Source organism: Alkalibacterium psychrotolerans (assembly GCF_054784355.1).
This window is the reverse complement of record NZ_BAAGPH010000024.1, coordinates 24,877-48,131: the sequence shown is the minus strand read 5'-3', so window position 1 is coordinate 48,131 and position 23,255 is coordinate 24,877. Positions and strand designations below refer to the sequence as shown.

The following is a 23,255-nucleotide window of genomic DNA, read 5'->3' as shown; positions in this document are numbered from 1 at the left end:
TGTTTGTTGGTAACTACATTTTACCAAAGAGAGGTGTCTTTTTCTGTACTTTTAAGTTCAATATTCTAACTGATCTTTACGGTAAAAGGATAGAACGTCGTTCTTAGGGGTGCGAAACTTGAGTTATGAATATAAATAATTTTCACCTGTTAATAGCTGTTCCCACAGTGTCGTTATTGGCCGCTTGTAACAATGAGAATTCGGAGAACACAGCTGACCTTGAAGAATCTGCTTTAGGTGACGTGAATACCATTGAGAGTGTCTCCATGACTGCTAAAAGCGAATCGGTTTCCCCTACTGGCTTAACTGTGGTGTTTGAAAACAATTCCGAACAACAAATCATTTATAGTGAAGATCTCCTGCTGGAAGAATCTATTGAAGACCAGTGGTATGAGGTGCCGATAACTATATCTGGAGATTATGGTTATGAAGACATTGGCTATGAAGTGAATCCTGGCGAAGAATCAGCCATGGCAATCGACTGGGAATGGTTATACGGTGAGTTGGATGAAGGGTCCTATAGAATTGCAAAACGTGTGCTGGATTTCAGAGGAACCGGTGATTTTGATGAGCATGTACTGACTGCAGAATTTGAAATTGACTAACAGCATAATTAAAAAACAGAAAGCCGAAGGACTGAACCTCCAGCTTTCTGTTTTATTTAGATTCAATTAGTCACCCTAACTAAATGAAAAATACTACTATTTCCGTGACTGACGCTTGCCCCAGTATTGGAAGTAATCCGTTCTTAAATACCCGTTATAAAGTTTACGCTTCTTGGTAGCTCTTTGACCGTAATGTTCTTCAAAGTCCAAGTCACTCGTAATAATATATTTACTCCATGTTTCAAGTGGTCTGAAGGCTTCACCCATATCACGGTAAACCTGATAAGCTTCTTCCGGATCTCCTAAACGTTCTCCGTATGGCGGGTTAGACACCATAATCCCGAATTCTTTGTCAGTCGTAAAGTCTTTAACCTGCAGTTGCTTGAATGTCACGCTATGGGACAGTCCAGCTTCCAGTGCATTGGCTTTAGCAATTTCAATCATCCGGCCATCAACATCGGTTCCCAGAATATCCAGATCAACATCGTAATCTGCCTGTTCTTCTGCATCAAGTCGAACTTTTTCCCATAACTCTTTGGGCATCCAATCCCATTCTTCACATAAAAATGTACGGTTGAAGCCCGGTGCAATGTTATGACCAATCAATGCTGCTTCAATTGGAATCGTTCCCGATCCACATGTGGGATCGACGAATGGACGGTCCGGTCTCCAAGTGGTAAGCATAATCAGTGCAGCGGCCATATTTTCTTTAATAGGTGCGCCACCTTTTTCAATCCGGTAGCCACGTTTGAATAGGCTGGGGCCAGTTGTATCAATAGTAAGCATGACTTTATCATTTCGGATAGCCACTTCAATTGGATATTTGGCACCCGTTTCAGGAAGCATTCCGCTTCGGTGGTAGACATCTTTTATTTTGTCCGCAATAGCTTTGTTGACGATTCGCTGAACATCCGGCACACTGTAGAGTTTTGACTTGATTGATTTTCCGCTGACTGGGAAAGCTGAATCCATCATTAAGTAGTCATCCCATGGCAAGGCTTTAGTTTGTTCATATAAATCATCAAACGTTTTAGCCGTAAATTCACCGACAATAATTTTGACACGGTCGGCTGTTCGCAGCCATAGGTTTGTCTTGGCTATATCTTCCTTATCACCTTCAAATCGTGCCCGTCCATTTTCAACTTCAACGGTATACCCCATATCTTTCAGTTCTTTACCAACAAGGGCTTCGATTCCACTTGCTGCTGTTGCCAGTAATTTATAAGTCATTTATTCGACACCTCTCTTATAGTAATAGTATGCACTATTTGGCTGTTGACGTAAAGAAATCCTCTCTAAATTAAGAGAGGATTTCAGTCACTATGTACATCACTGTAAGCCATGTTCTGTCTAGACTGAACGGTGAAGTCCAGTCAGAGATAACCATCTGTCTGCACGAGCATAAAAAGCCCTGCCTCTTCTCTCTGTTCATTTCCAGGAGAAAAGTGCCCCTACCAAAGTTTGGGTTGCTCACTCGAGGGGTTTACCGCGTTCCACCAAACGCGTTTCCACGTTTGCTTCGTCACTGTGGCACTTTCAAGGGTACTCGAGCATAGGTCTCCCCTTAGCTCTTTTTCCTGCCGTCATCCCAATTTCTTGAGAGCCGCAGCTTATTGTTTCGCTGCGCACGAACACTACAGGCATCTCAGCCTGTGTGAGCATGGACTTTCCTCACAGCTGAAGTCAGCTGCGCGATTATCCGTGATGTACACTATTTAGTTATTCGTTATCCAGTTTTGAACCGAAAACATGTCGCTCTAAGTTGGACAAGCGTTTTAAAATATCAAAGTTTGTCACGTTAGAACCGCTCTGGTTCTGGTTTTGATTCTGTGTATCCAACTGTTTAGCCTGTTCATCAAGCTTATCAAGCAAACGGTTATTTTCAGATTTCAATTTATCAATTTCAGCTTGAAACGACTCATAATCTCTGATGACAACATCTAAGAATTCATCTACTTCAGTTGGATCATATCCACGCATTTTGGTTTTAAAATCTTTTTCCAAAATTTCTTTCTGAGTTAACTCCCTACTATCCATTCCTACACCTCATCTAATGTCAGTCAATTATGATTACATTAATCATTCTACTGTCCATGGAGTACTATTTTTAATACACATTTATTATACCAAATTCCCGGATAAAAGTGAAGATAACCGTATTTTATCTTTTCATTTCAATCTTATTTCTACGTTGTTTGAATTTAGCAAATGGATATTACTGGAATTCTTCCTCTTCAAGGTCGGTAATAAACCATTGCAGTTCATCAAAAGAAATCAAATCAATTTCATAGGTACTGCTTTCCTGATATTGTCTTGCTTTATCATAGTAAAACTTAACCTTTCCTTCGTGCTCCGTATCATAAAACAGCAAACACCCTTCTGTATTTCTCATAATGAAGTCCTGGTGATTTTTAAGTTGACTTGGATTAGAGTAGTCACTGTTGGATGTATAGTTCAGGTAATCAGCTTTTTCGACAATTGAATTAAAAAGCAGCTGATTTTTTTCATTCCACTTGCTTTGAAAACCAGTATAAGGGAGCAGCATGGCCAGTTTTAACTCTGGATAATCTTTTTTTAGATCCAGAACTACTTCTCCTGTCCATAGTTCGGTACCAAGATTGCCTGATATAATGACCCACTCCAAGCCTTCATTAATGTAATCCGTCAGTCTCTTTTTAATGTAAAGTTTGATAAACTTGAGTTTCGGATCGTCCGGTGTAAAAACAGACACTTCATATGAACGGTAGCCGGTCACATATAAATTTTTCATGAATTTTTCCTCCTTTCATAGGTTTTAGAACGATTGTTTGGTAAACTGTATCTATCTATATCAATTTAAAGGGTGTGAACAATGTGAAAATCCATTACCCTAATGGACAAGCTTATCTCGTTCATGATGACAAAAAGAAAAGCAAAAAGCAACTGAATAAGAAAAAAGTATCATACAGTAATAGAGGAATGAGCCTCGAAGATGACTTAACCCGGACAAATGAGTATTATCTCTTAAAAAACAGAGCAGTTATCCATAAAAAACCGATCCCTATTCAGGTAGTTAATGTTGACTACCCAAGAAGAAGTGCCGCTAAAATAACTGAAGCATATTATAAGAAGGCCTCTACAACAGATTATAATGGCGTATATCGAGGTCGATACATCGACTTTGAGGCAAAGGAAACACGAAACAAAACCTCTTTTCCTTTGAAAAATTTCCATGAGCACCAAATTAAACATATGAATGCCTGCTTTGAGCACGGTGGAATCTGTTTTGTTGTGATTCGCTTCAGTTCAATTAATCGTGTCTTTTTACTCAACTTTCCTCAGCTAAAAAACTGGTGGCAGCAACAGTTTGATGAGAACGGGAAAAAATCTATTCCTATAAAGGCCTTAATCAAGGAAGGCTATGAAATTAAGTATTCTCTAGCACCACGACTGCCTTATCTTGATTTAATTGACACACTCTATTCATTTAAATAGTTAAGACTCTCTTAAGAACAGGCCCTAGTATTGACTGATTTTATTTAATAGTGTAAAGTTCTTTTTTGATAAACCTAATTTTTAATACTGAATCTTCAATTATAAAATACATTTAGAGGAGAAGGAGTACAATATGTCTGAAAAAGAACAAGTATCAAGACAACATTATCGAAAAAACAAAAAACAATCCAGGCAGTCAGGCGGATTCAAACATTGGTTTAAACGTATTATTCAAGCCTTATTTCTGCTTGTTACACTTGCGGTTGTAGCTGGAGGCTCTCTTTTTGTCTATTATGTCTCTAGTGCCCCGGATCTTACCGAAGAAGATTTAGTCGGCGCATTTTCGTCCGACCTTCTTGATAAAAATGGTGAAGTCTTTTATACAATTGGAGCCGAAACACGAAACTTTGCAGCTCCAGAAGAGATTCCCGACATCATGGTTGATGCTGTGATTGCAATCGAAGACCAGCGCTTTAAGAGTCACTTTGGTATCGATCCGATTGGTATTGGACGGGCAGCTGTTGGTTTCGTGACAAACCGTGGTCAGATTGTGGGAGGTGGAAGCACCGTTACACAACAACTTGTTAAGCTGTCCGTGTTCTCTACAGCCCCTGAAGACCAGACGCTAGAGCGTAAAGCACAGGAAGCCTGGCTGGCTGTTCAGCTAGAGCGTCAACTTTCCAAGGAACAAATTATGACGATGTATTTAAACCGTATTAACCTTGGTGGCAATATCTATGGTGTAGCTGCAGCATCAGAGCATTACTTTGGCAAACCGGCCAGTGATCTAGAGATTCATGAAGCAGCTCTGTTTGCCGGTATGGCCCAGGCACCCAACCGATTTAACCCCCGCATTAACCCGGATCTTGCAGAACGTCGCCGTAACATTGTTATCCGTGCCATGCAGAGTGAAGGTATGATTACAGAAGAAGAAGCTGATCAGGCAATCAATACGCCTGTTACAGAAGGATTAGTAGAACTGAGTGTCGTTGAGCAAAACGATCTAGTTGTTGACAGTTTTGTGACCCAGGTCAGACACGAAATCAGAGAAAAAACAGGACTTGACATTTCAACTGCCGGCTTGACTATTGAAACCAACTTGGATATGGAAGCCCAGCAGCGCGTTTTTGATGTACTAAACTCTGATGAGTATGTAGATTTCGTTAAAGACAATGTACAGTCGGCTGTTTCACTTGTCGAAGTTGAAACTGGTAAGATTAGAGCTCTCGGCGGTGCACGCAATCCCGGAGGCCTTCGTGAAACTAATCACGCTATGGAAAAACAGACCACTGGCTCTACAATCAAGCCACTTACAACCTATGGACCAGCTATCGAATTTTTGCAGTATTCCACGTATCATCAAATTGTAGATGAAGAATATACCGTGCCAGGAACCGACTGGACACCACGAAACTTTGACAGGCAGTTTCGCGGTCAGATGAGTCTTAGAGATGCTCTCGTAGAATCAAGAAACATACCTGCTGCCAAGATTATGAACGAAGATCTTGAAACAAGTCAGATTGACGAGTTTCTTGGAAATCTGGGAATCGATTCAGATGAATTGAATGATTCACCAGGTATTTTCCCTCAGAACGCTATAAATGGAGAAATGACACCTCTTCAGCTTGCCGGTGCTTATGCTGCCTTTTCCAATGGGGGTAACTTCACTCAGCCTCACGCAGTTACTAGGGTCACTACACGTGATGGCCAAGAAATTAATTTGGTACCTGAAACCAACCGAGCAATGTCTGATTATACAGCGTATATGATTACAGATATCTTAAGAGGTGTTCCTTCTAATTTAAGCAGCACTGTTGGTATCCCTAACCTGCCTCAAGCAGGGAAAACAGGAACGACCAACTTTGCTCCAGAGGATTACGAACGCTTTAATCATCCATCACATGGTGTGCCCGATTCATGGTATGTCGGCTATACGTCTAACTACTCCCTTTCAGTTTGGACTGGGTTTGATAGAAATGCGGAAGGGAATTACTTGTCTCTTGAAGACGGTTCGCGATTGATTCCACGCCACATTTACCGTGAAGTGATGTCTTATGTATCACAAGGTTTAAACAACACCGAATGGACCAGGCCAAGTTCCGTTACAGAAGTGGCTGTTGAGGATGGATCTGACCCCGCTCAACTGCCTGGACCAAACACACCGGACAGTCACATTGTGAACGAACTATTTGTAACTGGAACTGAGCCGACTGAAGTATCCACTTCATTTGGTGAAGAACTGGATGCACCGACAGGCTTGTCAGCTGAATACGATGAAGACGGCGATGAGCTTACGGTTACTTGGGACGATTATGAGCTTGAAAACGAAGATGAAGACGTCACTTACAATCTAACGATTGACGGTGAAAGTACTACTGTCTCAGATACAGAGTTCAGTTTAACCGAACCACCTGCAGGAACACTGACTATTTCTCTTTCTGTCAGTGCCTATGGCAATACTGGACCAGAAGCAACCACCTCTATCACCATCCCTGAACGTGAAGACGAAGAAGATGAGGATGAGGATGAGGATGACGAGGAAGAAACTGAAGAGGAACCGGATGAACCTGAAGAAGAGGAACCGGAAGAGGAACCTGAAACGGATGAAGATGAGGAAGAAACTGAAGAAGAGCCTCCTTCTGACGATACAGATGATTCAGATGATGAAGAGGACACTGAAGAAGATGTAGAAGATGTAGAAGAACCAGAAGAAAATGACGAGGAAGAGGAAATAAACGACGACGAAGATTAACACTATTGTCTCTTACCTCCCCTACGCAAAAAAATATAATTTATAAAAAAAACAGAGAATGTCAATTCTCTGTTTTTTCGTATTCATTTAAAATCTTTAGTCTAGAAATGAGTTCTAGTAAATTTGAGTCTTTAGTATAATCATTTATGCCACTTTTGGGAATTTAAATAAGGAAAAAATTACAAAATGCATTATTATTTAACTAGCAGAAGATATTTTTTGCAGTCAGAGCCTTAGTCGATCTAGGTGGTTAACTTACAAATTGGAATTTTATGGAATCTGGTAGCTATTTCTTCTAGCGAGTCAACTGGTGTACACTAATTCTAATGAGTCGACTAGCTAGCGCTGTAGCGGGTCATCTGGTGTACACAGAGTCCTATGAGTCGGCTAGCTAGAGTTCTAGCGGGTCATCTGGTGTACTCAGATTCTTATGGGTTGACTAGCTAGCGCTGTAGCGGGTCAACCGGCATACACAAAGTCCTATGAGTCGACTAGCTAGCGCTATAGCGGGTCAACCGGCATACACAGAGTCCTATGAGTCGGCTAGCTAGAGCTATAGCGGGTCATCTGGTGTACTCAGATTCTTATGAGTTGACTAGCTAGCGCTGTAACGGGTCAACCGGCATACACAGAGTCTTATGGGTCGACTAGCTAGTGCCACAGCGGGTCTTCTCGCATGAATAAAACTAAATGAGTCTGCACTAAAATAGATAAAAAGTTTTGAAAACAATATATTTGTAATAGCAGTTCAAAAAAAGTGCTTAGTCAAAAGACTGAGCACTTTTTTCTAATCTTCATTCTTATCGTTATCTTCATTAAATCGAGAGCCGAATAGCCACTTGCCCTTTAATAATCGTATGCCTATAAAGATATTCCAGACTCCTACCAATATTCCTGCTCCCCCGACAATTGGATCATGAAATACAATGAACAGTGACAATAGTAGAATGATTATCCCAATAACCAGAAGAAATATACCATGATTTTTTCCCATTGTCCTCAACCTCTTTTGTAAATTAGTAGATAATACAGATAAAACTCAATGCATGAGCATTGAGTTTTATTATCGTCTATCTTAACCAGAAAGGTATCTGGTTATAGTACTGGGCTACTAGGATTCGAACCTAGGAATGACGGGATCAAAACCCGCTGCCTTACCGCTTGGCTATAGCCCAATTAAGGGCGACTGATGGGGATCGAACCCACGAATGCCGAGACCACAACCCGGTGCGTTAACCACTTCGCCACAATCGCCATTTTTATAAATTTACACTAGCTTTTTTAACTAATGGTTACAGGGGTAGCAGGAGTCGAACCCACATCGATGGTTTTGGAGACCATAGTTTTACCATTAAACTATACCCCTATTGTATGGAGGGAGTAGGATTCGAACCTACGAACCCGAAGGAGCGGATTTACAGTCCGCCGCGTTTAGCCACTTCGCTATCCCTCCGCTATTTCATGGCGCTGGACAGAGTCGAACTGCCGACACACGGAGCTTCAATCCGTTGCTCTACCAACTGAGCTACAGCGCCTAAATCTACCACTTATACAGTTATCTGATACAATCACTCAGTAAGTAGCATGATGCATTAAATCGGAAACACGGCGGTCTGAAGACCGCGTGTACTGAGCTTGTAAGCTTCTAAAGAAGCAACTACAAACCTTAAATCGGAGACACGGCAGCCTAAAGGCTGCGTGTATCATGGTTGTACGTTGCTGAAGCAACTACAACCATGACAAAGGAGGATGTGGGATTCGAACCCACGCGCGCATTTACACGCCTGACGGTTTTCAAGACCGTTCCCTTAAGCCGGACTTGGGTAATCCTCCGACAAATAACTATTCAGTTATTATGACCCCTACGGGATTCGAACCCGTGTTACCGCCGTGAAAGGGCGGTGTCTTAACCGCTTGACCAAGGGGCCTGGATATAAAAATAAAAAACGGAGAATGAGGGATTCGAACCCTCGATACGGAAAAACCGTATACACGCTTTCCAGGCGTGCTCCTTCAGCCACTCGGACAATTCTCCATATTAAAACTCCGCAAGCAGGGCTCGAACCTGCGACAACACGATTAACAGTCGTGCGCTCTACCAACTGAGCTATTGCGGAATATTATTACTATTAGCAACTTTTATATCATAGCATTTATCTTCAAAAATGTCAACGCTTCATATAAAAAACCAAATCAAAAAGTAGTGTTTACCGCTATCTGAAATTTATTCCGGCACAAGGACTGATATAAATTCTGGCAGAACTTTAACTACTAACGGAAATTCAGGTCCTTTTTCACCGTCCATAGCCACATGGGCCTTTTTATTCTGTAAGGAGAACCGGGCAGTTTCAAACGATTTAATTGTTACTTCAGGAGGTAGCTTCTGCTTTTCTTCTGACATCAGTTTAGAAACAATACTTATTTTTTCGCCGAGTGTGTTTTTATCCATTAAAAATAAATAGAGTTTTCCATCATTCATGGTGGCTTCTTCAAAGAAATGATCGATACCTGAGATATTATGGGACACACCTATTAATAAAAGACTGGTTTCTTTTCTAAAGGATTTACCATCGAGTTCAATTATAAGATCATGTGTTTCTTCATTTTTCAAAGATTTCATACCTTCAATAAAATATGCCAGTGATCCGTAACGTTCTTTCATATTATCAGAAACTTCCCATACCGTTTCAGGGACAGACCCAGCAGAAATCGAACTCAAAAAAAGCTGCCCATTGACACTTCCGACATCACACGTCTCTACTCTACTGTTAATCAACTGCTCAACAGCATTTTCAATCGGTAAATCAATCCCAAAACCTCGAGCGATATTATTAACAGTACCCGTTGGAATAGCTCCAATAACAGGATGAAACTCATGATGCTTTAAAGTATTCAGCACTTCTGAAACTGTACCGTCTCCACCAATAATAATCAAGTAATCTTTCTTTTCCTGACAGGCCTGGGTAGTATATTTTGTTATGTCGCTTTTACCTTGAGTTACTTCAACGGTACAATCCCATCCAGCAGATTCAAATTTCTCTTTGGCAAATAAAGCCATTTCTTCCCCCTGCTTTTTACCAGAAGAAGGATTGGCTAGAATAAGTGCTTTCTTCATGCCTGTCTCCTCGCTTTTCCTAACCGTACTAGCTATTCTCTGCTTGACAATCCGGACACAGTCCGTAAATTTCAAGGCGATGGGAATCCACAGTAAACCCAGTTAAATTACTCGCTACTACTTCAACATCATCCAAACCGGGATAATAGATGTCCTCTATTTTTCCACAATTTGAGCAGATAGCATGGTAGTGCTCAGTCGAGGCAAAATCAAAGCGACTGGAATGATCTCCATACATCATTTCTTTAACTAAGCCCAGATCCGTGAATAGTCTTAAGTTGTTATAAACAGTCGCAACACTCATGCTTGGAAAACGCTCTTCCAATGCACGGTAAATTTCATCAGCTGTCGGATGACTGTCCTGATCTATCAAATATTCAAGTATGGCGTGCCTTTGGGGGGTAATCCGTATATTATTAAACTTTAACCGTTCAATGGATTGTTCTACTAAATAACTCATCTTTATCAATCCTTTATCTTTTCCTTCTATCTAACCAAATGATACAGTTTCCAGTCATTTTTTGCAAGAATATGTCAGTTCCATACTTAATTTTATTAATATTGACTGCTTATTTGTAGTATACTGAATTTACTATAAAAACTGAAAGCAGTGACTTATTTAAAATGAAAATTGGGGCAAGAACCTTTAAAACTAGTTTGGCTGTATTCCTTTCTTTAATCATCCCTATTGCGCTAGGTTTTGAGGACAGTGCATCTTTAGCGGGAATATCCGTGGTAGCGTCTATGCAGCCGTCAGTAAAAAAATCCTTTCAAACGATGGGTGAACGCCTGATTGCCAACTCAATAGGTGGTTTTGTGGCAGTTTTGATGGCTAGCGCATTCGGAACGTCTATTATAGTTATCAGTTTTGCTACAGCTATTCTTATTGCCATCCTGCATCAAATGAATCTTAACAACGTGATTGGCTTATCTACGATGACGTTGATTATCATTATGCTCTCAACAAATGGAGATATTTTATCTAACGCCGTAATCAGAGTTTTGGCAACCTTCATTGGTGTCCTAGTGGCATTCTTGATTAACCGTTTTGTGCTCCCCCCTAACTATGAGGAAAAATTATTTCAGTTGACGAATGTGGTGACTGATGACCTGACAAGATATATGCGTGTCAGCCTGAGGAAAAACGTTCAATACTCTCTGATGCGTTCAGACTTACTGTCACTGGAAAAATCAATTACCGATATGAAGAAATATTTAACTTTACTTCAGGACAACCAATGGACGCGCTGGTTTAATCAAAAAGAAATCTCAATCACACGTTTGCTTGTCATCTACAGACAATTTATTCGAACAACTGAATCAGCTTATTATTTGGTCAAGACACTTCACCTCTCGGAAAATGTTTATAATCATTTCCCGGATGACTTGCGTATTTTACTTCGCGAACGACTGGAAACGTTAATGTCTGCGCATGAGCAAATAATATTGAAATGGAACGGTCGAATTCTCCCTAAAGAAGTTAATTTCATTGCCTACAAGGCAGACCTTCGTATAACCTTCATGGAGTCATTCTTCAACGAAGCCAGTCTGGAATCCTACCTGGAAAACGACTATGGCCAGAGTAATACAGTCATTCATCTTATGTCAGCAGTACTAGACTATGAAGAAAATCTACAGCATCTAAACAAATTAGTCAGCAGTTTCAAGACTAATCATGTCACAGATGATGTATCAAAAATTAACACACTACACTAAAAAAAGCCGGCCTGTGGCCAGCTTTTTTTATTCATTCACTTGACTCAAATACCCATCGACTATTTCCGTAACGAGCTCATTCCCTGCTTCATTCAACTCATTATCTGTTTCGGTAAAGTAATTGCTTAGTCCGTTTGATTCTGCCTGCTCGTTAAAATCAGTATGCAGAGGAAGAAGGGTTAAGTTTCTTTCTTCTGCTATGTCTCTCATTATATTCAGGTAGCTCCTGTAATCGAGAGATCGGGAGTTCAGCTGGTTGATTTCATGAGGCATAACATGTGGTTCCACAAGTACTAAATCCATGTCCTCATTAGCAGATAACTGGTTCAGAACACTTGACATATATTCATCCGTATCTGCCAGTCCAATATCTCTGACCTTATCCGGAAGCGCAGGTAAACCATACACTAAAATATCCGGTTGAAATTCATTAACATCCTGACTCGTTTGTCTGATCATCAACTCGTAGGAATCTAAATCCGGATGCGTAAAGTCTACCACTTCCATCGGTCCTTCAGTATTCTCTTCAATGGCTTGCACTAAGCTTTGAACCCAGCCCGCTTCCATATTAATGTCGCCGTAAAAGCCTATGGATGCATCATTTTTCGTCAATGACAAAAAATCTAATTGTTCATAAAGCGAGAAGTTCTCGCGAGACTGATAGTCTTCAAGTAAAGACTTAGTTTGAGGTGCCTCATCTAGTGTTGAATTCTCTTCTTCAATCACTTCTTCCTCAGGACCAAGCTCCATAGCCGTCATTTCATCTTGTTGACTCGCTGCATATTGTCTGCCGAAAAAAATAGTTACAACACTGGCCGTCAGAAGTAAGGGGATGGTTAAAACACTTTTTTTCATTTGCTTATTCCTTTCCTATGTATTATTTATAATAATATAAACCGTATATACCATTATGTAGTTTACCATCAAACAAAGCATAAGGAAACAGTAGAAGACTTTTTAGCCTTCTACTGCCTTTTTCATCACAATCAATCATTTTTTACCGGTGAGCTGTTTATATCTGTTGTACCATAGGTCGACATAGCCCTCAGAAAATGGTCCTTTTTCTTCATTAATCCAATCAACAAGAATTTTAATGTGTTCTTTTAAAATTAGATCAATTTCATCAGGATAGTCCCATTTTTTCCCGTGCTCTTCGTATTCGTCAACGTCCAGCAGTCTTTTTTCGCCATCCGGAAATACTTTTACATCAAGATCATAGTCAATATACTTGGCGCCTTCTTCATCAATTAAAAATGGAGAAGCCATATTACAGTAATAAGACGTCCCTTTTTGTCTAATCATCGTGACAATATTGAACCAGTAGTGTTTATGAAAATAAACGAGTGCCGGTTCTCTTGTTTTCCATCTTCGGCCATCCGATTCGATAACCAATGTATGATCATTGCATCCGATTAGTGCATTCTCAGTAGTTTTCAAAACCATCGTATCTCGCCAGGTTCTGTGCAGACTGCCATCATGCTTATAGCTTTTGATTGTGATGAATTCCCCTTCTTTTGGAAACTTCATCTGTGTACCTACTCTCTAGTCAAGTTAGAAAAGTTGCCTGTTTTTCTAAATCTCAAGAGTAATTATATCATAAAATACAATGAAAAAAGAATGATAAAGAAAAATAGTGATTAAATCAGTTAAAATAGCGTGAGTGTATTCAGTAGTTCCCACGTTTTCTGCGTCGGCACGGGGAAAGCTGTTTTCTCAAACTTTTCAGGATGTATCAGCTGAGTCTGTGGCATCAGCTTGGTGCTATCAATCACTTCAGCTTCTATCACAGTCAAATGCCATTTCAAGTGAGAAAACACGTGCGTCAGTTTCCCTTTGATATCATCTTGGAGTTTGACTCTCACGCCGTAATCCGATTCAAGTAGTTTATACAGCTGTTTAGTTTGTTCAGGTCCTATTTCGTCTAATTTACCTTCAAACGACTTCCACTTGTCATCTTCCAGACGTTCCCGATTAATCATAATAAAGGTCAGCATCCCTGAGAGAACACCTTTTGCTCCTCTTTTTTCAAAAACATATTCTCCCTTATCATTCTTCGCTGCAATAACGATATAGTGTTCTTCTCTGGAGGACTTTTTTGATTTCTTAACAGGATACTGCTCCCACGTTTCATTTAAATAAGACGCATTGAACTCTCTAACAGGACTGATTTCGGGTTTATAATTTTTTGGTGTACAAATCGTCGCGCCCAAATCCATCAAGGCCTGATTAAAATCGCCCGGACGGTTCTGATCGATTAAGTGACGAATCATTTCTTCAAAAATTTTCCGGCTGGACGCTTTACCTATATCGATATTCAGCTCAAATAAGCGGCTTAAAACGCGCATGACATTCCCATCAACGGCCGGCTGTGCCTGGTTGAAGGCTATGCTGCTTACTGCCCCTGCAGTATAGGGCCCAATTCCTTTGAGGTTGATGATATCCTTGTAATCTTCAGGAAAGACCCCATTGTGCTCATTAACAATCTGTATGGCAGCACTTTTCATGTTACGTACTCGAGAATAATAGCCCAGGCCTTCCCACAATTTGAGCAGGGTATCTTCGTCTGCATCCGCCAAATCAGAAACAGTCGGCAATGTAGTGATAAAGCGATTATAGTAAGGAATAACCGTGTCCACTTGAGTCTGCTGCAGCATTATTTCGGAGACCCAAATATAGTAAGGATTAGAGGTGCGTCGCCATGGTAAATCTCTTTTTGAGGAGTCATACCAGTCCAATAGCGTCTGCTGGAAAGACGCTATTTTTTCTTCTTCCCACATCTCTATCTTGTTTTCTTTCAATAAGTCTTTCTTCTTCACATTTCATCCTCTTTCTCTTGAATAAACTGGTCAATCAATTCTCTAGGGTAGCCTTTCGAGTAAAGGTAGGCTTTTGTTCGACTAATCAGATCATAGCCTTTGTGCTTTCGCGCATATCGGGTCCAGGCTTTTTCTCCCTGCTTCTTCAACGCTTCGTATTCCTCATCATCACTCTGGTCATTATCCAGTTCTTCAATGGCCAACTGAATCACTTCAGATTCAAAGCCTTTGTTCATTAACTGTTCTCTGACTTTCTGCATCATCTCTCTGCTCGATTTATTGCGCTGCCTTTTTAGAACTTTCTCTGCTAGCTCTTTAGCATTTTCTGTCTGCAGGTCATAGGCATACTCATCCAGTCCGGTAAGAATTTCTTCTTTAGTCAGTCCTTTGGCAGAGAGTGCCCGTTCGATTTTTTTCGGTCCTTCAAGTTTCAGTGTCGAATATGTTCTGACATAACTCTTGGCATATTCAGTATCATTGATTAGTCGGTTTTCTTTTAATTTCTGAATAATGGGTTCAAGACTTTGATAGTCTTTATCAGCAAGGTAATCTCTAATTTCTTTTTCCGTGCGCATTTTAAAGTTCAAAAAATGCAGTGCGGCCTGATACCCTTTACTCAGTTCACCTTTTTCTCTGAGTTCGTCAATTTCAGCTTCGGTTAATGTTTTTCCTTTGATTAATCTATTCTGCACGAGCAGATTATCATCGACTGGAAAAGCATATTCATCATTAATATATATGTTAAACCTGTTCTTAGCTTTTTGCGCCTGTACCTTAGTAATAACATACTCAGTTGGTTTTGACTGTTTATTATCAGTGGTCTTTCCTGACAAAGTTGTTTTCTCAGAAAACTTATCGTCGTTTGTTTTGCTTTGACCATTAGTGATATCTGACAGTTCAATCAGATTAGATTTTCTGTTTTGTTTATCCTTAGAATCTTTATCTCCTGGCATTGCGCATTCTCCTTTGTTTAGCTTCTGTCAGTATACCATTTATTGAATCTATGATTAATAACTGTTGAAAATAAAGATTAGAAAAAAGCTGAAACACCTGTTAAAGTGTTCCAGCTCTTTCATTGGTTAATGCTATTCAGGATCCCTATCTTTTGACTCTTCATCCGGATTTAAATCAGCCTCAACTTCGTTACCAACTGAGTCGCCGAGTGACTTTTCCGCCACTTTTTCATCATCAAGTTTATCACGCATTGGTCTGTCCTTAATGTGTCCTAATGGCGCCGATAAATCGGGTGATGCTACCTGATTCTCAGCCGTATTTGAAAGGTTCCCGTTAGTGTGATTAGGTCGTTTTAGTTCATTATCTTTAGTCATACAATCATCCTTTCTTGGTTATCCGTTGACAATGACGCCACCGTTAACGTGCATAGTCTGTCCAGATACGTAGCTGGAATCATCACTGGCTAAATACACATAAGCTGGTGCGAGCTCAAAGGCTTCTCCTGGTCTACCCAATGCACCGTCTTTACCCCAACCGGCAAGTTCTTCCTCAGGGAAGGTAGCCGGAATGAGCAGTGTCCAGATTGGACCAGGCGCTACGGAATTGACTCGGATTTTCTTATCCACAATTTCTTTATTCTGAGCAAGGGAACGTGTAAATGAGACACGTGCTCCGTTCGTTCCAGAATAATCCATTAAATTCGGATTTCCTTTATACGCCGTTATTGAAGAGGTGTTGATGATTGAAGCTCCTTCTGAAAAATGAGGCATAGCCGCTTTTATAAAGTAAAACATACTGAAGACATTTGTACGATATGTGCGGTCAATCTGTTCAGCCGTAATGTCTTTAATGCTGGACTGAAACATTTGCTCTCCAGCATGATTTACTAAAACATCAATCTGTCCCCAGTCTTCATTTACTTCAGATACGACTTGTTTTGCAAATGCTTCGTCACCGACATCCCCTTTAAATTTCTTAACTTCTGCCCCAATCTCTTTTAGTCTGGATTCCGTTCGGCTAGCGTCCTCATCGGATGAATGGTAAACAAAAGCAACTTTTGCACCTTCCTTGGCAAATAGGATGGCAGTTGCCGCCCCAATACCAGAATCTCCTCCCGTAACTATAGCCGTTCTGTCTTTTAGTTTACCGGCAGGTTTGTAGGTACTGGACTCCACTATAGGTTCCCGCTTCATATTTTTTGATTCGTCATCCATGAAATAATCTTTTTTAGATTCTTGTGTTTTTATTTTGTCCTGTTCAGTCACGTTTCACTCTCTCCTTATCCAGCTATTATTCCTCTGACTTCAGGCCTGCCTCTTCTGCATCATCGGTATGTTTGGCGTCAGATTCAGGTGCATCAGATTTCTCGGAAGGTTCTTTCTCAACTTTCTCATCAGTATTCAAAGGACTTTTAGCCTCAGGTTTGACAACCCCCTCGGCAACTCTATTCCCATAATTATGGTTGGATTCTTCGACTTCAACAGTATCTTCTTCTCCAGTCAGGTCGGGTTCTTCTTTAGACTCTTTACCCTGTGAATCATCCTTGCTGCTTTCCGTTTCATTTTTTTCTACTGCACTTTCTTTTCGCGTATGTTCAGCCTGGCTCGGATCAATTGATTCATTCATCTGATTATCATCTGTTTCAGATGTCTCGACATCTTTTGGATCTTTGTCTGTTTTTTCAGCTTGTATTGCTTGTTCTTCCTCTGTATTCACTTCATCTACTGGTTTATGCTGATTCTTATTATCATTCATTGACTGATTCTCCTCATCTATCATTTCTCCATTTAAGTTTGACAGGTCAGTGTGCTTAGGTGCATCTGTATCTGCCAAGAGTACCATTTCTCCATCGCGTAAAGCATCCATATAATGTTCTGCCTTATCGTGAGGAACCCCATACTCTTCCAATACTGAATGTGCAGCATCACTGTCATATGATCCTATCGAAAACGTGTCTTTTATTTTTTCCCAGACACTCTCTTCTTCAACTTCCACTTTTTCAACACGGACCTCTTTTAAAGAGTTAATTTGTCTGTCGAATTCATTGTGCTTGTCGATAATTAACGCCAGTTCTTCAGAGCGGTACCCTTCCTCATTAATCAATCTGTTTACTTCTTTAATGGTTTCTTCTTCGTTCGTAAATGTACCGAGTATATGACGATCCATTTTCTCACCCTTTCGCCAATAATTGACATATTTTGTTCACTATTTTATAGTACTAATGGTATCACTGGAATTGATTGATGTAAAAGAATATGACCTTTGACGAGTAAAATGGTTTGTATTGTAAAAATAGCTAATTCTGTTATAACATAAATACTCAATGTTCAGTTATTTACAATGTTAATAGTTTATAATACTTAATCAAAGGAGTAATTTAACAGATTTTCACCCTGTAAGGAAAGAAACTTATAAAAATATAAGATTATTAGGCATATAATGTTTTTTTAGTCTGTTCTTGTGGTATATTTAACATATAACTTGTTATCGAATATAGCAATTGAGGAAGGATTATGACTTATGAAGAAAGATGAGCAGAAAGAAGCGTTAATCGAGGTCCGTATTAACAAGCTCAAAGAGTTAACAAACGAAGCAATGAATTATCGTTATCTAATCCAAGACCAATTGTCTGATGCAATAACTGACGGTGACATGAAGCAGCTTGAAGCCACCTTGAATTTAATTGATATCGACAAAGTCTTGCATTATTTAGAAGAAACAAGCGAGTGTGACTTACTGGACCGCTTTAAAGCACATTTGGTGACTGTCAACACTTACTCCCGTATTGCAGCTAAAAACGGAGGCGTCCTGCCCCTCTATCTTCACCTTATTTATGAACGATTTACGATGATTATTCAAGATGCCACTTCAGTTGATTATTTGATAGATCATGTCTATTTTCAGATATTCAGGGAGTACTGTAATTCAGTTGTACAGTTCTCAACATCTTCTTATTCTACTGTAATGAAAGAAATTGTCAGCTATATAACGGAAAACCTGACTGGCGAACTGACTCTAACTAATATTGCATCTATTTACGGCATGCACCCTGTCCATCTCGCTAGAAAATTTAAACAGGAAACTGGCAATACGTTTATTGGCTATGTCAATCAGCAACGCGTTTACCTGGCAAAATACTATTTCCACCTAGGCCAGCACCAGCTGAGTGAAGTCGCCAATTTAGCCGGTTTCAATAGTCATTCTTACTTTACAAAAGTATTTAAGAAAATCACTGGTCAGACACCTACTAAATACCTTAAAGCACTGCCAGCCAGTGAGAAGAAAGTCAAATAACTTCTTAGGTTATGACAGATTCTAATAAATATAATAAAGCATCACTGTTCTGTATCTAAATACAAGACAGTGATGCTTTTTATTTCATTCCTTCAATTGGGTGATTGTCAGTCTTAAAGTAACGTTTCTTTACCAGTTTACCAGTTCTGCCGCACCATTATTTGTTGTCAGTTTGATAGTTTCCTCTCCAGCATTCGAAAAGGTCACCTTGATATGTGCCTTGATGGTTTCCTTTATTGCATAGTCCATCTCATTATTCATTGGCGCAATGAGTGGCGACTCATTAGATAAACTGACTGTTGCCTCCAGTTTTTGTCTAGGATTTTTCAAAATGACCGTGTACTGCTTTTTCTGAGTGTCCACTTGAACCTCTACACGTGTCCCCAAATACGTTGCAAAACGATACTCGTCAGTACCGTCGTGAAAAACAGCAATCGTTCCAATGAAATCCATTGCACTCTTTTCTATCCGGGCAACAGACAAAAACAAAGAAACATCTTTATTCTCATAAAAATCATTCGCTTGAGCCCATACGTATTTGCTCGGGAACGTACTGCCTATGTCTTTTTCGATATAGCCCGTACCACTTTCGATTACAACTTTTTCTCCGTTAATCACTACTGTTCCTTTAACCTTGTGCTTCATACTGATAATATCGTGTGAACAAGGCATTCTAAGGTATTCAAAGGGACCCATGATGCTCGGACTAAAAGCTGTTTGCTTAATGGGCGTAAACAGTCCAAACTCAAGATTGAAGACAATTTTATTTCCCTGATCTGATAGACTACCCATGACTCCTCTTTCATTAAGCACGAACTTGGGCAGCACGATTGACTGAGGATCACCTACCACTTCAAAATCATCGCGTGCGAACGTTATTTTCCCACTATAGGTCTGGTCATTATATATAATATTGTACTGTACAAAGGATTCATCTTTAGAAAAATGGGCTACTCCTGGTATAAGTGCTATGGACAGGTTATTTTCTGTATCAAGTGTTTTGACATACCAGCCTTCAAAATACTGCTCGCTAACACTCTCACCCTGGAAATTAAATCGGTTCATCTAATTTTCTCTCCTTTTCAAGTATGTGTGCGAAATAATCTATTGAAGGGTAGCCGATGTCCAGCACACTGACTTTTCCTGTATAATGTTTGGCTTTTGGATGATTGAAACCTATTTTCCAAAAACCAATGGAAGCAGTAAAATGTGCTTTGACTCCGACATTAAAGCACTCACCTTTGTCCGCTGACAGGCCAGATGGAACATCCAAGGAAACTTTAATTGCTTTTGACTCATTTATTGTATTGATGACAGATAGAAACGGTTCTTCTACCTCCCGGTTCAATCCGATTCCAAATAGAGCGTCCACGATGACAGACTCTTTCTCGATAGTACCGAGAAAATTCTTCTCAAAAATTGTCAGTTTTAAGTTTTTGGCAATTCTCAACTGTGCCTTGGTTTCTTCTGTCGCTTTTGCAAAATCGCCTATCAGATAAATACTGACATTTCTACCAGATTGACTGAGGATACGACCCATCGCTATACCGTCTCCCCCGTTGTTTCCAGGTCCGCAAAATATATATAGTGTTTCTTCTGTAGTATTTTCCAATACAAACTCAGATGCAGCTAATGCTGCTCTCTCCATTAGAACCATTGAAGGTATACCGATATCCTCTATAGTAAAGGCATCAATTGCTTTTATTTCCCGAGCGTACAGACCGTCAGCCATAAAGACTCTCCTTTCAACTACCTGCTGACTATCAGTCAGACAGTCTTTTCTTATTCTTTTCACTAGTTTCAGTATAGCAAAAAGGAGCCTGTTTCCCTACAGACTCCTCTTCCTTTATGCATTTTCTATATCTGCCAGTAAGCTTTCATTGAATGTCTGAGACTTCAGCATTGCAATTTCATGCTTGTATGGCGGCTTTTTATTCTTTTTATCTTCCCCTACAAAAGGTGTTTCAAGTATTTTAGGCAAAGCGGATAGTTTTGGATGATGGACAACGTGATTTAATGCATCAAACCCTATTTCTCCAAATCCAATATTAGCATGACGGTCTTTTGCCGCTCCCATAACATTCTTGGAATCATTCACATGGATAACTTTTAAATAATCCAGTCCAATGATACGGTCAAATTCAGCCAGTACACCGTCAAAATCTTCCTTAACATTGTAGCCGCCGTCATGAATGTGGCATGTATCAAGCGTGACAGAAATCTTGTCTTTCAAGTCCACTCTTTCAATAATTTGAGCCAGCTCTTCAAAACTTCGGCCTATTTCGGTTCCTTTTCCAGCCATTGTTTCCAGAGCAATCTGAAGGGTCTGTTCTTCATGAAGAATCTCATTCAACCCTTTAGCAATCTGCTCAATAGCAGGCTCTACACCTGCGCCAACATGTGCACCAGGGTGCATCGTCATCTGAGTTGCTCCGACTGCTTCAGCACGTTTAATTTCATCTTTCATAAACTCAACTGCAAAGGCATAATTTTCTTTTTTTATCGTGTTTCCTAAATTAATAATGTAAGGTGCGTGCACGACAATGTCAGAAACGCCAATGCCATTATCTTTCATAAACTGCTGTCCAGCTACAATATTCATGTCTTCTACTGCTTTGCGTCTTGTGTTTTGCGGCGCCCCAGTATAAATCATAAATGTAGAGGCATCGTAAAGGGATGCTTCCTTAGCTGCACCCAGCAGCATGTCTTTGCCTTTCATAGATACATGTGAACCAAGTAAAACCATGTTATTCCTCCGTTTTTTCAATTGTCTGAAGAGATATTTTCAGTTCATCCAGCTGATCAGTTGACACGTTTGACGGTGCATTTGTCAACGGATCCATTGCTTTCCCGTTTTTAGGAAAGGCAATAACTTCACGGATATTCTCTTCATTGGCCAATATCATAACCAGTCTATCGAGACCAAAGGCAATGCCTCCATGAGGCGGGAAACCGTACTCCATGGCATCCAGTAAGAAACCGAACTGATCCTGGGCTTCTTCTTTCGTAAATCCTAAGGCAGAAAACATGTCTTCTTGAATGTCTCTGTTATGAATACGCATGGATCCGCCGCCAATCTCATAGCCATTCAGTACAATATCATAAGCATCCGCCATGACTTTCTCCGGTGCTGTCTTCAAGAGTTCTCTATCTTCTTTAACTGGACTGGTGAAGGGGTGATGAGCTGCATTGTAGCGCCCTTCTTCTTCGTCGTATTCTAGAAGTGGCCATTCAACAATCCAGGCAAAGGCAATCTTAGCTGTATCGATAAGGTCAAGTTCTTTTCCTAGATGATTTCTCAAGGCACCTAAAGCGTCATAAACAATTTTATCCTGATCCGCTACAAAAAGAAGCAAGTCTCCGGCTTCCGCATTCATTTGCGTCAAGATGGCTGACTGTTCTTCATCTTCTGAAAAGAATTTCGAAATGGGTCCGGTCAAACCGGCGCTGGTTACTTTCATCCATGCCAGACCTTTTGCTCCATATATTTTCGCTACAGATTCCAATTTATCAATCGCTTTACGTGAATACTGGTCAGCTGCACCTTTGACTGTCAAACCTTTCACCAAACCACCGTTTTCGACAGCTGCTGAAAATACTTTGAAGTTTGAGCTCAGTGCAATATCTTTCAAGTCAACCAGTTCCATATCAAAGCGCAAGTCAGGCTTGTCACTTCCGAAACGCTCGAGTGCTTCCTTGTAAGTCAAGCGAGGGAATGGGGCAGAAATGTCGATACCTTTAACATCTTTGACCAGCTTGATGAGCAGTTCTTCCATCACTGACTGAATTTCTTCTTTATTAGAAAAACTTGACTCGATATCAACCTGGGTAAATTCAGGCTGTCTGTCTCCGCGTAAATCTTCATCTCTGAAACAGCGAACAATCTGATAGTACTTATCAAAGCCAGAACTCATCAGTAACTGCTTGAACAACTGAGGTGACTGAGGCAAGGCAAAGAATTTCCCTTGACTCATTCGTGCTGGAACGAGGTAGTCTCGCGCCCCTTCAGGAGTTGATTTTGTCAAATAGGGTGTTTCAATATCCAAGTACCCTTTACTATCCAGGAAGTCTCTGAAGGATTTCTTGACAGCATGACGCATTTTCATATTCTCCTGCATACGCGGACGTCTCAAGTCAAGGTATCGGTATTTCAGACGCAAATCATCAGATACGTCTACTTTATCTGAGATATCAAAAACAGGGGTTTTCGACTTATTTATGATACTAGCTGATTCAGCTACAAGTTCTATCTCACCCGTAGCCATATCTTTGTTTATTTGAGCTTCATCACGTGCCACCACTTTTCCTGTAACTGAGATAACGTATTCTGAACGCATTTTCTCAGCTTCAGCTAAAGCTTCTTCACTTATCTGACCGTTAAAGACAACTTGAACAATGCCTTCTCGGTCTCTGAGATCGATAAAAATCATCCCTCCCAAATCTCTTCGTTTTTGTACCCAGCCGTTAACGGTCACGGTCTGTTCTTCAAAGTCTTTAGTCAGTTCTCCACAGTACGCTGTTCTCTTCAT

The 23,255-nt window shown here is 40.3% G+C and carries 22 protein-coding genes, 9 tRNA genes and 1 other RNA gene; 5 read left to right on the top strand and 27 right to left on the bottom strand.

Features of this window, described 5'->3' with window-relative positions; all coding sequences use genetic code 11:
* The first annotated feature begins 125 nt into the window (after positions 1 to 125).
* Positions 126 to 605, top strand: coding sequence for an immunoglobulin-like domain-containing protein (locus tag ACYVLS_RS03970; RefSeq protein WP_460321465.1), 480 nt, complete (start codon positions 126 to 128; stop codon positions 603 to 605).
* Between the two features lie 96 nt (positions 606 to 701).
* On the opposite strand, the gene ACYVLS_RS03965 is transcribed toward ACYVLS_RS03970, so the two are convergent.
* The 4 genes from ACYVLS_RS03965 to ACYVLS_RS03950 form a co-directional block, all read right to left on the bottom strand.
* Complete coding sequence (locus ACYVLS_RS03965) at positions 702 to 1,835, bottom strand: THUMP domain-containing class I SAM-dependent RNA methyltransferase (RefSeq protein ID WP_460321464.1); 1,134 nt, start codon at positions 1,833 to 1,835, stop codon at positions 702 to 704.
* Positions 1,836 to 1,935: 100 nt separating this feature from the next.
* Positions 1,936 to 2,312, bottom strand: an RNA gene (rnpB, locus tag ACYVLS_RS03960) — RNase P RNA component class B.
* 12 nt (positions 2,313 to 2,324) lie between these two features.
* Positions 2,325 to 2,642 (bottom strand): cell division regulator GpsB, encoded by a 318-nt coding sequence (gene gpsB / locus ACYVLS_RS03955; protein ID WP_460321461.1) that lies wholly within the window; start codon positions 2,640 to 2,642, stop codon positions 2,325 to 2,327.
* A 178-nt stretch (positions 2,643 to 2,820) separates the two neighbouring features.
* The gene (locus ACYVLS_RS03950; RefSeq protein ID WP_460321460.1) at positions 2,821 to 3,375 is read right to left on the bottom strand and encodes an SLOG family protein; all 555 of its coding nucleotides are present in this window, start codon (positions 3,373 to 3,375) and stop codon (positions 2,821 to 2,823) included.
* An 83-nt stretch (positions 3,376 to 3,458) separates the two neighbouring features.
* Here ACYVLS_RS03950 and recU point away from each other — a divergent pair, with 83 nt between their 5' ends.
* Positions 3,459 to 4,079 carry a Holliday junction resolvase RecU gene (recU, locus tag ACYVLS_RS03945; RefSeq protein ID WP_460321459.1) on the top strand — a complete coding sequence of 207 codons (621 nt, stop codon included), beginning with the start codon at positions 3,459 to 3,461 and terminating at the stop codon, positions 4,077 to 4,079.
* Between the two features lie 133 nt (positions 4,080 to 4,212).
* Entirely contained in the window at positions 4,213 to 6,831 is a 2,619-nt protein-coding gene (locus tag ACYVLS_RS03940) for a transglycosylase domain-containing protein (RefSeq protein WP_460321457.1), read from the top strand.
* A 787-nt stretch (positions 6,832 to 7,618) separates the two neighbouring features.
* Here ACYVLS_RS03940 and ACYVLS_RS03935 read toward each other — a convergent pair.
* The 12 genes from ACYVLS_RS03935 to ACYVLS_RS03880 form a co-directional block, all read right to left on the bottom strand.
* Positions 7,619 to 7,825 (bottom strand): hypothetical protein, encoded by a 207-nt coding sequence (locus ACYVLS_RS03935; protein ID WP_460321455.1) that lies wholly within the window; start codon positions 7,823 to 7,825, stop codon positions 7,619 to 7,621.
* A gap of 109 nt (positions 7,826 to 7,934) precedes the next feature.
* Positions 7,935 to 8,006: transfer RNA gene (locus ACYVLS_RS03930), tRNA-Gln, on the bottom strand.
* A gap of 6 nt (positions 8,007 to 8,012) precedes the next feature.
* A tRNA-His gene (locus ACYVLS_RS03925) sits at positions 8,013 to 8,085 on the bottom strand.
* Between the two features lie 41 nt (positions 8,086 to 8,126).
* Positions 8,127 to 8,197, bottom strand: a tRNA-Trp gene (locus ACYVLS_RS03920).
* A 6-nt stretch (positions 8,198 to 8,203) separates the two neighbouring features.
* A tRNA-Tyr gene (locus ACYVLS_RS03915) sits at positions 8,204 to 8,284 on the bottom strand.
* A gap of 9 nt (positions 8,285 to 8,293) precedes the next feature.
* A tRNA-Phe gene (locus tag ACYVLS_RS03910) sits at positions 8,294 to 8,366 on the bottom strand.
* A gap of 208 nt (positions 8,367 to 8,574) precedes the next feature.
* Positions 8,575 to 8,664 (bottom strand) — tRNA-Ser (locus ACYVLS_RS03905).
* Between the two features lie 23 nt (positions 8,665 to 8,687).
* Positions 8,688 to 8,759: transfer RNA gene (locus ACYVLS_RS03900), tRNA-Glu, on the bottom strand.
* 19 nt (positions 8,760 to 8,778) lie between these two features.
* A tRNA-Ser gene (locus ACYVLS_RS03895) sits at positions 8,779 to 8,866 on the bottom strand.
* 9 nt (positions 8,867 to 8,875) lie between these two features.
* A tRNA-Asn gene (locus ACYVLS_RS03890) sits at positions 8,876 to 8,948 on the bottom strand.
* 107 nt (positions 8,949 to 9,055) lie between these two features.
* Entirely contained in the window at positions 9,056 to 9,946 is an 891-nt protein-coding gene (locus ACYVLS_RS03885) for a diacylglycerol/lipid kinase family protein (protein WP_460321453.1), read from the bottom strand.
* 28 nt (positions 9,947 to 9,974) lie between these two features.
* The gene (locus ACYVLS_RS03880; RefSeq protein WP_460321451.1) at positions 9,975 to 10,406 is read right to left on the bottom strand and encodes a Fur family transcriptional regulator; all 432 of its coding nucleotides are present in this window, start codon (positions 10,404 to 10,406) and stop codon (positions 9,975 to 9,977) included.
* Between the two features lie 164 nt (positions 10,407 to 10,570).
* On the opposite strand from ACYVLS_RS03880, the gene ACYVLS_RS03875 reads away from it, so the two are divergent.
* Positions 10,571 to 11,662: an FUSC family protein gene (locus ACYVLS_RS03875; protein WP_460321449.1), complete on the top strand. Its 1,092-nt coding sequence runs from the start codon at positions 10,571 to 10,573 to the stop codon at positions 11,660 to 11,662.
* A gap of 27 nt (positions 11,663 to 11,689) precedes the next feature.
* Here the strand turns inward: ACYVLS_RS03875 and ACYVLS_RS03870 are convergent, their stop codons facing one another.
* The 7 genes from ACYVLS_RS03870 to ACYVLS_RS03840 all read right to left on the bottom strand — a co-directional run bounded on the left by ACYVLS_RS03870 (position 11,690) and on the right by ACYVLS_RS03840 (position 17,598).
* A complete protein-coding gene (locus ACYVLS_RS03870) occupies positions 11,690 to 12,517 on the bottom strand; it encodes a hypothetical protein (RefSeq protein ID WP_460321447.1) in 828 nt (275 codons plus the stop codon).
* 135 nt (positions 12,518 to 12,652) lie between these two features.
* Complete coding sequence (ntdP, locus tag ACYVLS_RS03865; protein ID WP_460321445.1) at positions 12,653 to 13,189, bottom strand: nucleoside tri-diphosphate phosphatase; 537 nt, start codon at positions 13,187 to 13,189, stop codon at positions 12,653 to 12,655.
* A gap of 119 nt (positions 13,190 to 13,308) precedes the next feature.
* Positions 13,309 to 14,439 (bottom strand): A/G-specific adenine glycosylase, encoded by a 1,131-nt coding sequence (mutY, locus tag ACYVLS_RS03860; RefSeq protein WP_460321467.1) that lies wholly within the window; start codon positions 14,437 to 14,439, stop codon positions 13,309 to 13,311.
* 35 nt (positions 14,440 to 14,474) lie between these two features.
* Positions 14,475 to 15,431, bottom strand: coding sequence for a recombination regulator RecX (gene recX, locus ACYVLS_RS03855; RefSeq protein WP_460321443.1), 957 nt, complete (start codon positions 15,429 to 15,431; stop codon positions 14,475 to 14,477).
* Between the two features lie 132 nt (positions 15,432 to 15,563).
* A complete protein-coding gene (locus ACYVLS_RS03850) occupies positions 15,564 to 15,806 on the bottom strand; it encodes a hypothetical protein (protein WP_460321441.1) in 243 nt (80 codons plus the stop codon).
* An 18-nt stretch (positions 15,807 to 15,824) separates the two neighbouring features.
* The gene (locus ACYVLS_RS03845; protein WP_460321439.1) at positions 15,825 to 16,697 is read right to left on the bottom strand and encodes an SDR family oxidoreductase; all 873 of its coding nucleotides are present in this window, start codon (positions 16,695 to 16,697) and stop codon (positions 15,825 to 15,827) included.
* Positions 16,698 to 16,722: 25 nt separating this feature from the next.
* The gene (locus ACYVLS_RS03840; RefSeq protein WP_460321437.1) at positions 16,723 to 17,598 is read right to left on the bottom strand and encodes a general stress protein; all 876 of its coding nucleotides are present in this window, start codon (positions 17,596 to 17,598) and stop codon (positions 16,723 to 16,725) included.
* A gap of 354 nt (positions 17,599 to 17,952) precedes the next feature.
* On the opposite strand from ACYVLS_RS03840, the gene ACYVLS_RS03835 reads away from it, so the two are divergent.
* Positions 17,953 to 18,726, top strand: coding sequence for a helix-turn-helix transcriptional regulator (locus ACYVLS_RS03835; protein WP_460321434.1), 774 nt, complete (start codon positions 17,953 to 17,955; stop codon positions 18,724 to 18,726).
* A gap of 129 nt (positions 18,727 to 18,855) precedes the next feature.
* Here the strand turns inward: ACYVLS_RS03835 and ACYVLS_RS03830 are convergent, their stop codons facing one another.
* The 4 genes from ACYVLS_RS03830 to aspS form a co-directional block, all read right to left on the bottom strand.
* The gene (locus ACYVLS_RS03830) at positions 18,856 to 19,791 is read right to left on the bottom strand and encodes a tocopherol cyclase family protein (RefSeq protein WP_460321431.1); all 936 of its coding nucleotides are present in this window, start codon (positions 19,789 to 19,791) and stop codon (positions 18,856 to 18,858) included.
* Entirely contained in the window at positions 19,778 to 20,458 is a 681-nt protein-coding gene (locus ACYVLS_RS03825; protein WP_460321429.1) for an NAD(P)H-hydrate epimerase, read from the bottom strand. Before ACYVLS_RS03825 ends, ACYVLS_RS03830 begins: the two co-directional genes overlap by 14 nt.
* Positions 20,459 to 20,572: 114 nt before the next feature.
* Positions 20,573 to 21,472, bottom strand: a complete 900-nt coding sequence (locus tag ACYVLS_RS03820) for a deoxyribonuclease IV (protein WP_460321427.1) — start codon at positions 21,470 to 21,472, stop codon at positions 20,573 to 20,575.
* A gap of 1 nt (position 21,473) precedes the next feature.
* Entirely contained in the window at positions 21,474 to 23,255 is a 1,782-nt protein-coding gene (gene aspS, locus ACYVLS_RS03815) for an aspartate--tRNA ligase (RefSeq protein WP_460321425.1), read from the bottom strand.